Here is a 13,068-nt window from a genome sequence, read left to right on the forward strand (position 1 = left end):
TTCCTTAGCTGACGATCATATCGTCACGATGTACCGCAACCGGCCCGTACTCATAGCCCAGAATTTCGCTTATCTGTTGACTATGATGCCCTGCGATCATGCGCATCGCGTCGCTGTTATAGCGCGAAACGCCGTGGGCGATATCGCGCCCCTGCAGGCTGCGGATACGGATGACTTCTCCACGGGAGAAATTGCCCTGAATCTCGCGGATACCTTTTGGCAGCAGTGAGCTGCCGCGCTCGATAATGGCGGCAAGCGCGCCGTCGTCCACGGTAATTTCGCCTGCTGGCGGGGCACCAAAAATCCAGCGTTTGCGGTTTTCAAGCGGCGTTTGCTGCGCATGAAACAGGGTGCCCACCGGCTTGCCCGCAATGACATCGCTAATGACGCCGCTGCGGCTGCCTGCAGCAATAATCACATCGATACCGGCGCGGCAGGCAACGTCTGCGGCCTGCAGTTTGGTCGACATTCCGCCCGTTCCCAGTCCGGACACGCTGCCGCCCGCTAAGGCGCGCAACGCATCATCGATAATATGCACATCGCTGATTAATTCCGCCTCTGGATTATTACGCGGATCGGCAGTAAACAGCCCCGGCTGGTCGGTCAGTAAGAGCAGCTTGTCTGCCCCACCCAGCATGGCTGCCAGCGCAGACAGGTTGTCATTGTCACCCACTTTGATTTCAGCGGTGGCAACCGCGTCATTTTCATTGATGACGGGCACGATGTTGTTATCCAGCAAGGCACGCAAAGTATCGCGCGCATTAAGAAAGCGTTCACGATCCTCCATATCGGCGCGAGTCAGTAACATCTGACCGATATGAATGCCGTAGATGGAAAACAGCTGTTCCCACAGTTGAATAAGACGGCTTTGCCCCACCGCAGCTAGCAGCTGCTTTGAGGCGATGGTAGGCGGCAGTTCGGGGTACCCCAGATGCTCACGACCGGCCGCCATCGCGCCGGAGGTCACAATCACAATACGATGGCCGGCGGCGTGCTGTTGCGCGCACTGACGCACTAATTCCACCATGTGCGCTCTGTTTAACCGACGCGAACCGCCGGTAAGAACGCTGGTACCCAATTTGACCACAAGGGTCTGACTGCCACTCATGTTGTCCTGCCGTAAAAAATTTCTGTGAACCGACTTTTTAACAGGTGCAGTGAGGGAAGCCAACAGCCAGTAAGGGAAAAACTGCAAATTTCGCAGAGCGTCAATTAGACCAAAAGTTCCCTGTTAACAACAAAACATCAAAATTGTCATAAAAAGTTCATCGTTGATCGGTAAAAAGTCCGTGTTTTACAAACTTTTTCATTGATGCCTCAAAAGTTTTCTTGTTGTAACAAGGCGGCAACTGAATGCCCCCCGGCCTGTTCACTGAGCAGCCGGAGAATAAAGGCAGCCATGCCTGTAACAGGAAGACGTTGAGGACAAAAAAATTTTACTCATTGGGATTGATAGCAAATGAAGAAAAGTACACTGGCAATCGTGGTATCTGCTCTGGCCCTGACCTCTGCTGCGCAGGCCGCTGAAGTTTATAACAAAGATGGTAACAAGCTGGATTTCTACGGCAAGGTTAAAGCCGAGCATTACTTCAGCGACAATGCCGGTGCTAACGGCGATAAATCTTACGTGCGTATTGGTTTTAAAGGCCAGACGCAGATTAACGATATGATGACCGGCTACGGCCAGTGGGAATATGAGTACAAGGCAAATAACTCTGAAGGCAGTGATGCTAACCAGAACAACAAAACTCGTCTGGGCTTTGCCGGTCTGAAATTCTCTCAGTACGGTTCATTTGACTACGGCCGCAACTACGGCGTGCTGTATGACGTTGAGTCTCTGACTGACGTCTTCCCGGAATTTGGTGGTGACGGCACGGCACGTACCGACAACTTTATGGCACAGCGCGCTACTGGCGTAGCGACCTACCGTAACACCAACTTCTTTGGTCTGGTGGACGGTCTGAAGTTTGCTCTTCAGTATCAGGGTAAAAATGATGACAAGAGCGCGAACACTCGTGGCTTAGGAACGAATAACGCCATCGATACAAGTCGTCAGAATGGCGACGGCTATGGCGCATCACTGGGTTATACCATTGCTGATTCAGGCGTGAGCGTGCTCGGTGCGATTACCTCTTCTGACCGTACCAATGCCCAGCAGGCAGGCGCATATGGTCACGGCGATAAAGCCACCTCGTGGGGCACCGGTCTGAAATATGACGCCAACAGTGTTTACCTGGCAGCGATTTACACCGAAACGCGCAATATGACGCCAATCAGTGGAACCAACCGCGTCGCGGGCGGCTCCGTTTCAGGCTCTGCCAACAAAGCAGAAAACCTGGAACTGGTTGCGCAGTATCAGTTTGACTTCGGCCTGCGTCCATCCATTGGCTACGTGCAGACCAAAGGCAAAGATATCGAAAACGGTATCGGCAACGAAGACCTGGTTAAATATATCGACGTGGGCGCGACCTACTACTTCAACAAAAACATGTCGACCTTTGTTGATTACAAAATTAACCAACTGGATAAAGACAACAAGCTGGCGCTTAACAACGATGACGTTGTTGCTGTTGGCCTGACCTACCAGTTCTGATGAATCTGAGTCTTGCCTGGCGAGAGGGACTGTCGAGGGAATGACGGCCCGCGCTATGGAGAGGCTTAGTGCTTTACCCTCAATGTGAATGTGTCTGCTAAAAGGGCGAGTTGCAAAACTCGCCCTTTCCTTTTCCTGTCGCCCCATGACTCTGTCTGCCTGCAGATACTCTGGCTGCCTGAGGCGGGTACAAAAAAGGCCCTCGCAGGGGCCTGATGTCAGGCGCTGAGTTTTACCGGTTTTTCATCAAAATCACTGGCAGGCACCAGATCCAGTTCAAACTCTTTCAGCATCTCTTTGAGACGGCCGTGGAAATTACGTAACGTTTCTTCCACGCGGGCGTTGTTATCTTTGCCCTTGATCGTAGCGACAGACCAGTCGCCTTCTTTGTCAAACAGGCCGATGTGATAAACGTAGGTAAAGTGATCGGCGTGCGCTTCCAACTCCATCCACCAGCCCCAGAACTCACGCAGTTCGGGCGCAGGTTTTACATTCACGCAGGCAGCCAGGCAGTCGAAGAAAAAACGGTTTTCACTACACTTTCCATCACGGATGTAAGGTCCCAGTTCCGTGAAGCGTTTAAGCAGGCGACTGCGGGGATGGCCACTCGGTAACGTCATGCTAATTCTCCATAAGGACAGGCTTTATATTCCGAACCGTAGCAGCCATGCTGCTCTGTCTTTCGACGATCCGAATGATTCCAGCTAGTAGTTGTAGCAAACACGGCAAATTTTGCCAGCTATCTTTGCAAACGTTGTGCCAGCCAGTCGCTGATTTCATTAAGTGCCTTATCAAAACTGGCGATCACCGGTTTTACCGGAATTAACAAGGCCTTACCCTGCGACGAGGAGTTAGCGATTAATTTGCTTTCCTCTTCCGGGCTGAAGAGATCGTTTGTCCAGTAGGCGGACAACATTGGCGTTGAGGTTCTGCGCCCCAGCAAGCCCTGATTTTTCAGGGAGTAGCTAAGCAGTTCCGCCCGCAATGCGCTGTCCGTGGTGCCCGTCATGCCGAGTCGGCTGGCAAGCATATCCATATACATATCCGGCACTTTGTTCTGCAGAGGAGCCTGCGTCAGCAGACTGTGTACGATCGGTCCCAGACAGGCCACGGCTTTAAGCCGCTGTGATTCGAGATAGGCCAGACGGACCGCCACATTGGCACCAAAGCGAAAGCCCAACGCGGCAACGCGTGTGTGATCGATCCAGGGGACAGAGGTCAGGTCACGCAGGACCTGCTGATGCAGAAAGCTGGTATCCTGGCTGAGCTTCCACTTCATCGAATTGCCCACGGAAGGCATATCCAGCGTGAGCATGGCAATGCCACGCGGTGCCAGATAGTCATGGAACAGACGATAATGATCGGTTTGTAGCGAATCCAGCGCGCCGCAAAACATGACGGTGGGATAAGGCGCGTCCACGCCGGACGGCATATGCAAAAAGCCGCTTACCGGGCTGCCGCCCTGAATCGGAAAGGTGAGCGTTTTAAGCTCTCCGGGTAGCCGTTGAGTTGCCTCTTCATAAGCGCGGCTGGCCAGCGTCTGCGCCTGATCGGCCAGCTCATCGCCTTTTATATAAGGATACGCCGCCACGCTGTAGAGATGCGACGCATGTAACCAGTCGTGACCAGACCGATCGTGTTCGTCGGTGTTCGCGTCAAGTGCCCGCTGCTGCCAGATGCCCGCCTGCCTGCTCCACTCGTAGTTCCAGTTACCGTTACGGTAACCGATGACCGTATCCAGCAGCGCCGAATTGGTGTGCTCAACATCGCTGATGGCGATTCGCGCCAGCACCTCGCTAATCTCCTGGGAGGGCAAACCACGCCAGGCCCACATCAGCTTATTAAGCATCCGGTACCAGCCACGCTGGCTGTCCCCATCCAGCGCAGAATGCACCTCATGTGTGGCGTGACGACGCAGTCGCACCAGGGTCGAGGTTTCAGGGTGTTTAAAACGAGGCTTGAACAGCTCAACGCTCAGGTTTTTGCCAGGCATATTACCTCTCTGACAGCATTAACAGCGGTAAGTAAGTGTACTGTACTGCAAAACAACTCGCGAGGCGCAGAAAGCACAACGCCCGGAAAACCGGGCGTTGTTTGTGTTACATCAATCAGCTTTTTACAATCGGCGGAATATAGACCACGCCCATGTCCCATGGCTGCTCAATCCAGGTGTTCTGAGGGATATCAACGATATAATCGTCAACCAGCTCACGGCCCGCAGGCTTAGCAAAAATGGTGCAGAAACGGGCTTTTGGGTACATTTCGCGAATGGCCTGTGCGGTGCCGCCGGTATCAACCAGGTCGTCAATTACGATAAAGCCTTCGCCATCGCCTTCAGCGCGCTTTAACACTTTCATTTCGCGCTGGTGATCGTGATCGTAGCTGGAAATACAAACGGTATCGACATAGCGAATACCCAGTTCACGTGCCAGCAGCGAAGCCGGTACCAGACCGCCGCGGCTGACTGCAATGATGCCTTTCCACTGTTCAACAGGAAGCAGGCGTTGAGCCAGTTTACGGGCATGAATCTGCAGCATGTCCCAGGTAACGACGTATTTTTCGCTCATAAATAGGTATCCCAGCCAGTCAGTGTGGCTTAAAAAATGTGCAACGGGGAAAAGGTTGCGCGAGATTATAAGGACATGACGCGCTAAAAACCAGCACCTGGCTTCTGGTTGCGGCTTTTTAACGCGTTGAATATCACACCGGGTGAGAAACAGTGATATTCTCGCCCTATCTCGTCGGTATACTGACGGCGATCTTTCACTGGAACTTCGCAATGTCCGGCCTGGCCGGCGCACTGACACAGGAGACTTGTCGTGTCTGAATTGTCTCAACTCTCTCCACAGCCACTGTGGGATTTTTTCGCTAAGATCTGCTCTATTCCGCATCCTTCTTTTCATGAAGAAGCACTGGCAAGCTATATCGTTGGCTGGGCTAAAGAACAAGGTTTCTGGTGTGAGCGCGATCAGGTAGGCAATATTCTGATCCGTAAACCAGCCACCCCGGGGATGGAAAAGCGCACCCCGGTGGTGCTGCAGGCTCACCTTGATATGGTGCCGCAGAAAAACAACGATACCGTTCACGACTTCACCAAAGATCCTATCCAGCCTTATGTTGATGGCGAATGGGTGAAAGCGCGCGGCACGACGCTGGGTGCCGATAACGGCATTGGCATGGCGTCTGCGCTGGCCGTCCTGGCGGACAGCAGCCTGACTCACGGCCCGCTGGAAGTCTTGTTGACCATGACCGAAGAAACCGGCATGGATGGCGCGTTTGGCTTACAGCCAGGCTGGTTGCAGGCCGATATTCTGATCAACACCGATTCGGAAGAAGAAGGTGAGATCTACATGGGTTGCGCAGGCGGTATCGACTTTATCACCACGCTCCCCCTGACTCGTGAAGCCGTTCCGGCTGGTAGCGAAACCCTGAAGCTTACGCTGAAAGGTTTGCGTGGCGGCCACTCCGGCGCAGATATTCATATGGGCCTGGGGAATGCCAACAAGTTACTGGCTCGTTTCCTTGCCGCCCATGCCGCAGAGCTGGATTTACGTCTGGTGACGTTCACCGGGGGAACGCTGCGTAACGCGATTCCACGTGAAGCCTTTGCGACCGTGTCTGTTGACAGCAGCAAAGTGGACAACCTGAAATCGGCAGCCGCCAGCTTCCTGGCTGCGTTGCAAAATGAACACGGCGTGAAAGAGAAAAACATCGCCTTTGTCAGCGAGCCGGTTGCCCATCAGGGTGATGCGCTGACGACAGAGAGCCGCGATCGCTTTCTGAATTTGCTGAACAGCACGCCAAACGGCGTGATCCGTAACTCTGACGTTGCCAAAGGCGTGGTTGAAACCTCACTGAACGTCGGCGTGGTCACGATGGAGGCAGATAAAGCAGAAATTAACTGCCTGATTCGTTCGCTGATCGATACCGGCCGCGATTACGTTGTGCAGATGTTAACCTCACTGGGTCAGCTGGCAGGCGCGCAAACGAAGCCGAAAGGCGGCTACCCTGGCTGGCAGCCAGATGCAGATTCGCCCATTATGGCACTGACCCGTGAAACCTACATGGCACTGTTCAACAAGACGCCTAACATTCAGGTTATTCACGCAGGCCTGGAATGTGGTCTGTTCAAAAAGCCTTATCCTGACATGGATATGGTTTCAATTGGCCCAACGATCACCGGTCCCCACTCACCCGATGAGCAGGTGCACATCGAGAGCGTCGGTCTTTACTGGAAACTGCTGACGACGCTGCTGAACGTGGTGCCCGAAAAGTAATTCCAGCGCGATAACGTCTCTGAGGGTTTATGTTCATCATAAACCCTTTTTTATTGCCCCTTTTGGCCCCCTCCCTCGCTACCCGGCACTGACTTAGCATGCGCTTTCGCTATCGCTCGCTAAAACAGCTAAATGCGTTTATTCCACCCGCAAATTGACATTTTCTGTTGCACCGCCGATGCAATAATGCGCATTAGCCAAACTGCCTCCGGCCACGGCATCATGCCTTTTGTGTGACGGAGAGGCCTTCTTCACTGCGCAATGAGAGGGTGCATGAATACGTTATTGCTTACCAAACAGGAAGTCCGTCAGCTCATCAGCACCGACGACGTCATTGAGGCCGTAGAAGAAGCCTACAAAGCGTTCAACAGCAACCTGGTGGAACAGCCGGATTATATTGGCCTGCATCTCCCCGAAGCGGGAGGGGAAATCGACTTCAAAACCAGTTATTACAAAACCAGTGAACTGATTTCGATGAAGGCTTCCTCCGGTCCTTTTCCCCAGAATCCGGTGGAATATGGCCTGCCGGGCGGCATGGGAACGGTAATTTTATTTGATGCCCGTAGCTGTGCGCTGTGCTGCGTCATGGACGGCAGCCTGATTACCGGCCTGCGAACCGGCGCCTCGGGTGCCGTTTCTGTGAAGGCGCTGGCGCGCGCCGGGGCAAAAAAAATTGCGATGATAGGCACCGGCAATCAGGCCAGGATGCAGATCAGCGCCATTGTCAGGGTAATGCAAATTGAGGAGATTCATGCGTGGAGCCGAACGCCAGCAACCCGTATTGCCTTTAAAAAGGATATTGAAAGCGCGTTTGGCATTCCGGTGATTGTGGCTGAGAGCTGTCAGGCGGCGGTGGAGCAAGCCGATATTGTCATTACCACCACCCGAGGCAAAGGGCCGCTGGTCGAAGCCAGTTGGATCAAGCCCGGCACCCATATCATCGCCATCGGCACCGACCAGCGCGGCAAGCAGGAGTTCGATCCGCAGATTTTCAGCCGGGCAAAAATCGTTGTCGATTCCCTGACCCAGTGCACGCAGAAAGGGGAAACCTGGCACGCGCTGGACAGAAACATCATCAGTGAAAACGCGATTCATGCTGAGATAGGTGAAATCTTGCTGGGCAATAAACCGGGCAGAGAGAACGAGGCGGAAATTACCTTTTTTGACTCCACCGGACTGTCCATCCAGGACAACACGACCGCCGGTAAAATTTACCGCAAAGCGATTGAAAAAGGCGTCGGAACCCGTTTTGCGTTTTTTGAATAATTTTTCGTCCAGACGAAGGTAACCGCTATGACGCGTCAGTATCCTACCCTGCAAGATATTCACGAAGCGCAACAGCGCATTGCCGCCCATATTCGCCACACACCCTTGCTGCGCGCTGAGAAAATTGAAAAACAGGTGGGCTGCCAGCTCTATCTCAAACCGGAAACGCTGCAAATTACCGGCGCGTTTAAAATTCGCGGTGCGTTAAATAAAGTGCTTTCCCTGCCCGTTGAAGCCTTTGCCCACGGCATTATTTCAAGTTCATCAGGCAATCATGCGCAGGGCCTGTCGTATGCGGCCAGCATGCTGGGCGTGAAAGTGGTTCTGGTGTTGCCGGTAACGACGCCGAAAATCAAAATCGAGAACACCCGGGCCCTGGGTGCGGAGATTATTCTCTTCGATGGCGACAACGCCTCGCGCTGGAAAAAAGTCTATGAGATTGCCGAGCTAAACAACTATGCGGTGGTGCATGGCTTTGAAGATCCGATGGTTATGGCCGGTCAGGGCACGATCGGCTGCGAAATACTGAATGATTTACCGGATGTGGATACCGTGATCGTGCCGCTGGGCGGTGGCGGGCTTCTTTCCGGTGTCGCCACGGCCATCAAAGAATCTCGCCCCGCTGTCAGGGTCATTGGGGCTGAGCCAGCCCTGACGCCGAAATATTATCAAAGCCGGATCAACCAGCAGCCCACCTCCCTTCCGCTGCTCAACACCATCGCTGACGGCTTAAGAATTAGCGTACCGGGACGTAATCCCTACCCCATTATTGAGAGGTACGTCGACGAGATTATTGTGGTGGATGAAGAACATATTATTCAGGGCATGCGCGTGCTTGCGAGGGATGCAAAATTGATTGCGGAACCGGCCGCCGCAATCGGTCTCGGTGCGCTACTGGCGGGATCGGTTAGCCTGCAACCCGACGAGAAAGTGTGTGTGCTGCTCACTGGGGGAAACTGGGATCTGGCCGACTTAGCCGAGGTTTACGCATTCAAATAACCTGCCCTGCCCCCGTATTAAAGATTAACCGGGTCACGTTGGCCTTCAGCATCCCAGCGCGCGCGCATTCTTTCCTGATGAGTGAAAGCGCGTCACAGCGTTCCTGGTGCCTGCGCAGCATAATCCGCTGGAGTAAGCCCACTTCCTGCCGCTAAATCACCAACTTACTGCGCTTCCCCAGCTTTAGCCGCCATTATGTCCAGATGTCTGGATGGCTAATAAGTTTCTGTGCTAACTTATGCGCTTTCGGCTGTTGCCGTGCCTGATGCTTCAGGAAAAAATGTGGTCAGTGACTTTAATGGAGATCCCTGCAATGCGTGCTTTAAATCGCCTTGAGATGCGTAACATCTCCATCGATTTTGGCGGATTTGCCGCGTTAACGTCGGTGGATTTTCAGAGTGAAGGCCACTCGGTTCATGCTCTGACCGGGGCCAATGGTGCCGGTAAGTCTACGCTGATGGCGGTGCTCTCGGGCGCCCACAGTCACTACAGCGGCGAGATTCTGCTGGACGGTAAACCGGTGTCGATTCGCAGCCCGCGAGACGCGAAGCAGTTGGGCATTCACCTCGTACAGCAGGAGGTGGATGTGGCGCTGGTGCCGCAATTAAGCGTCGCCGAAAATATTCTGCTGGATCAGTTGGCCGAGCCCGGCCACGGCTTTCGCTGGGGCGATATTCGTCGCCAGGCGCGCCAACTGCTGGCCCAACTGGATGCCAGCATAGATGTTAAACGCCCGGTAGAGCGCTGCTCGCTGGCGGAGAAGCAGCAAATTCTGCTGGCGAGAGCCCTGTCGCATCACTGCCGCTTTCTGATCCTCGATGAACCCACTGCGCCGCTAGACCAGCACGAGAGCGAACGCCTGTTCGCCGTGGTCCGTCGCCTGCAGACCAGCGGCATTGGCGTGGTGTTTATTTCTCACCGCATCCACGAGCTGAAAGCCATTTGCGATCGCCTGACGGTGCTGCGCGATGGACGGCTGATCGAAAGCGCCCCGATGGCTTCGCTGAGCGGTGAGCAGATTGTTGAAAAAATGCTGGGGCATCCGTTAACCGATATTTATCCCCCGCGTCGCCCCTTTCAGCCGCAGTCCGTGCTCATGGCGGTGGAGGGTTTGCATGATGAACACCTGCTACAGGATATCTCGCTGCGCCTGCACAAAGGCGAGATTCTGGGCATTGCCGGTCTGGCCGGTGCAGGGAAAACCGAACTCTGCAAGGCGCTGTTCGGTGCCAGTAAGAGCCGTGTTTCAGGCGGTGAACTGCACGGTAAACGCTGGAAACCGCGATCGCCACACGACTCGGTGCAACAGCGCATGGCCCTGGTGCCCGAAGAGCGTCGCAAAGAAGGCATTTTCATTGATGAATCGGTGGCGATGAACCTGAGTATCAGCGCAGACGACAGTTTTTCCCGCTGGAGCCTGTTTGGTCATCGTCAGGCCTGGCGCTGGGCAGAGGAGGTTATCCGTCGTCTCAGCGTACGTACGACAGGCCCGGCGCAGCAGTTGCGTCGTCTCTCAGGTGGTAATCAGCAAAAAGTGGCGATAGGCAAGTGGTTACGCAACAACGCCGACGTACTGATTTTTGATGAACCCACGAAAGGCGTGGACGTTAAAGCCAAAACGGAGCTGTTCACGCTGATCAGCAACCTTGCCCATGAAGGCAAAGGCATAATTTACGCCTCTGGCGAATTTTCTGAACTGGTCGGCTTATGCGACCGTATTTGTGTGCTCTGGGATGGACGTATTGTGGCGGAGTTAGAGGGACGGCAAGCCACAGAAGAGACACTTTTGCTCTATTCCACCGGAGGAACCCCTGCGTGAGCAGTAAAGACTTATCCCTGAATGCAGCGTCTTCCTCGCTGCGCCATCAACTGTTCGATTTCCTGTACAAGTGGGGCATGCTGCTGACGGTAGTGATATTGATCGCAGCCTTTGGTCTGGCATCCGACAGTTTTCTGGAGCCGAACAATATCATTAATATCCTGCGATCCATCGCCATCGTGACCGTTATCGCGGTGGGCGTTTCCGTGTCGCTGACCGTGGGCGGCTTCGATCTTTCCGTTGGTTCGACCGCCTCACTGGCAAACGCCCTGGTGATTTCGTTATTCGTCTGGTACGGCTTTGATACGACGGCGGCTATCGCGATTACGCTGGCCCTTTGTACGCTGGTCGGCCTGTTCAACGCCTTCCTGATCGTGGTGCTGCGTATTCCCGACATGCTGGCAACACTCGCCACCCTGTTTGTGATTCAGGGCGTGGCAATGACCTACAGCTTTGGTGGCTCGATTACGGAAAATATGGTGTTGCCCAGCGGCGACATGGCTGAGGGCACAATTCCGGCAACCTTTAACCTGCTGGGCCAGGTGCCCACCATCGTCATTATCATGTTGGTTGTCACGATCGTTGCACAGCTGGCGCTATCCCTGACAAAGCACGGTCGCCGCATGTACGCGTTGGGCGGTAATCCCGAAGCCGCCAGACTTTCGGGTATTCGTACCACGCGTTATCGCGTACTGGCCTATGTTATCGCCTCATTGTTAGCGGGGCTGGGCGGTATTCTGCTGGCCTCACGCATTGGATCGTCGCAGGTGAATGCGGGCGGCGGTTATCTGATGGATGCCGTCGCTGCGGCCTGGATCGGCTTATCCCTTGCCGGTTCAGGTAAACCGAATGCGCTGGGTACGCTACTTGGTGCCGTTATTCTTGGCGTGCTGCAAAACGGTCTGGTGATGTTATCCGTGCCCTATTACGCCATGGACATTATTAAAGGGCTGGTGCTGGCTTTAGCACTGGCTATCACGTACGTTCAGCGCCGCTGAGGCGCGTTCCCCTTACTGGAGTTAAGAATAATGAAAAAGATAACACTCTCGCTGCTGGCATTAAGCCTGCTAAACGCCAGCGCAGCGTTTGCCGACACCGTTACGCCCGTTCCTGCCGCTATCGCTAACCATGAAGGGCCGATCCGTATTGCGGTTATCCGTAACCTTGGCTCAGACGACAACACCACGCAGTTTGTTGCGGGGGCGATTCAACAAGGCCGCCAGTTGGGCTTTAAAGTCAGTACGTTTCTCAGCAACGGCGACGATGCGCGCTTTCAGGATTTCGTGAATCAGGCCATCAGCCAGAAATACGACGGTATTGTTCTGTCACATGGCAAAGCGCCATACGCCAGCGCGCTGGTAAAACGCATTGCGGACGCTGGTATTAAAGTCTCGGTATTTGATACACCGGTGGATACTCCGATTCCGGGCGTTACGGTGACAGCTCAGGATGATGCTTCTCTGGCTCAACTGTCTCTGGGACAGTTAATCAAAGATTTCAACGGTAAAGCCAACATCGTTAAATTATGGGTAGCGGGTTTCCCACCGATGGAACGTCGTCAGGTGGTTTATGAAAAACTGCTGAAAGAGAACCCGGGCATTCATCAACTTGAGTCGATTGGCGCGGTATCAACGGATGTTCAGGGCGACACCGCCAATAAAGTGGGCGCTATTCTGGCGAAATACCCCAAAGGCAAGATCGATGCCATCTGGGGCGCGTGGGATGCGTTCAGCCAGGGCGCTTATAAAGCGCTGCAGGAGAATGGCCGTACAGAGATCAAACTGTACAGCATTGATGTCTCCAATCAGGATTTGCAGCTGATGCGTCAGAAAGGCAGCCCGTGGGTACAGACCGTCGCGGTCGATCCTAAAACCATCGGAGCCGTAAATATGCGCCTGGTGGCGAACAAGATTGCCGGTGAAACCACCCCAGCGACGTATGAATTCAAAGCCGCGTCGATTTCTCAGCAGGCGCTCAACAGCCATCCAGGTGCGGTGAACGTGGCGTCGCTGAACAAGATTATTCCAGGCTGGGGCAGTAATGAGGATTTCGTCCAGCCGTGGTTTGCGACGCTGGAAGCGAAATATAAGAAGTAGGTGTTCGTCGCCGAACAG

At 54.1% G+C, this 13,068-nt stretch carries 11 protein-coding genes; 7 read left to right on the forward strand and 4 right to left on the reverse strand.

Annotation, left to right across the window (positions count from 1 at the left end; genetic code table 11):
* Nucleotides 1–4: 4 nt before the first annotated feature.
* Complete coding sequence (proB, locus tag AAIE03_RS13460) at nucleotides 5–1,108, reverse strand: glutamate 5-kinase (RefSeq protein WP_041457496.1); 1,104 nt, start codon at nucleotides 1,106–1,108, stop codon at nucleotides 5–7.
* A gap of 351 nt (nucleotides 1,109–1,459) precedes the next feature.
* Between proB and ompC the strand changes: the two genes are divergently transcribed.
* Complete coding sequence (gene ompC, locus AAIE03_RS13465) at nucleotides 1,460–2,593, forward strand: porin OmpC (protein WP_042677580.1); 1,134 nt, start codon at nucleotides 1,460–1,462, stop codon at nucleotides 2,591–2,593.
* Nucleotides 2,594–2,811: 218 nt separating this feature from the next.
* Here ompC and crl read toward each other — a convergent pair whose 3' ends face one another.
* The 3 genes from crl to gpt all read right to left on the reverse strand — a co-directional run bounded on the left by crl (nucleotide 2,812) and on the right by gpt (nucleotide 5,160).
* A complete protein-coding gene (gene crl, locus AAIE03_RS13470) occupies nucleotides 2,812–3,213 on the reverse strand; it encodes a sigma factor-binding protein Crl (protein WP_015700889.1) in 402 nt (133 codons plus the stop codon).
* 119 nt (nucleotides 3,214–3,332) lie between these two features.
* Complete coding sequence (frsA, locus tag AAIE03_RS13475) at nucleotides 3,333–4,586, reverse strand: esterase FrsA (protein ID WP_019106680.1); 1,254 nt, start codon at nucleotides 4,584–4,586, stop codon at nucleotides 3,333–3,335.
* 115 nt (nucleotides 4,587–4,701) lie between these two features.
* Entirely contained in the window at nucleotides 4,702–5,160 is a 459-nt protein-coding gene (gpt, locus tag AAIE03_RS13480) for a xanthine phosphoribosyltransferase (RefSeq protein WP_014606498.1), read from the reverse strand.
* A 252-nt stretch (nucleotides 5,161–5,412) separates the two neighbouring features.
* Between gpt and pepD the strand changes: the two genes are divergently transcribed.
* From pepD to AAIE03_RS13510, 6 genes are all read left to right on the forward strand, one after another.
* On the forward strand, nucleotides 5,413–6,870 hold the full coding sequence (pepD, locus tag AAIE03_RS13485) for a beta-Ala-His dipeptidase (RefSeq protein ID WP_013024779.1): 1,458 nt from the start codon (nucleotides 5,413–5,415) through the stop codon (nucleotides 6,868–6,870).
* Nucleotides 6,871–7,143: 273 nt separating this feature from the next.
* The gene (locus AAIE03_RS13490; protein ID WP_014606500.1) at nucleotides 7,144–8,136 is read left to right on the forward strand and encodes an ornithine cyclodeaminase family protein; all 993 of its coding nucleotides are present in this window, start codon (nucleotides 7,144–7,146) and stop codon (nucleotides 8,134–8,136) included.
* Nucleotides 8,137–8,163: 27 nt separating this feature from the next.
* Nucleotides 8,164–9,135: a threonine ammonia-lyase gene (locus AAIE03_RS13495; protein WP_013024776.1), complete on the forward strand. Its 972-nt coding sequence runs from the start codon at nucleotides 8,164–8,166 to the stop codon at nucleotides 9,133–9,135.
* A 313-nt stretch (nucleotides 9,136–9,448) separates the two neighbouring features.
* On the forward strand, nucleotides 9,449–10,954 hold the full coding sequence (locus AAIE03_RS13500; protein ID WP_028714853.1) for a sugar ABC transporter ATP-binding protein: 1,506 nt from the start codon (nucleotides 9,449–9,451) through the stop codon (nucleotides 10,952–10,954).
* On the forward strand, nucleotides 10,951–11,952 hold the full coding sequence (locus AAIE03_RS13505) for an ABC transporter permease (RefSeq protein WP_015700892.1): 1,002 nt from the start codon (nucleotides 10,951–10,953) through the stop codon (nucleotides 11,950–11,952). Before AAIE03_RS13500 ends, AAIE03_RS13505 begins: the two co-directional genes overlap by 4 nt.
* A 30-nt stretch (nucleotides 11,953–11,982) precedes the next feature.
* Nucleotides 11,983–13,050, forward strand: a complete 1,068-nt coding sequence (locus tag AAIE03_RS13510; protein WP_014593006.1) for a sugar ABC transporter substrate-binding protein — start codon at nucleotides 11,983–11,985, stop codon at nucleotides 13,048–13,050.
* The last annotated feature ends 18 nt before the right edge of the window (nucleotides 13,051–13,068 follow it).

This window comes from Pantoea sp. Ae19-2 (assembly GCF_059801205.1).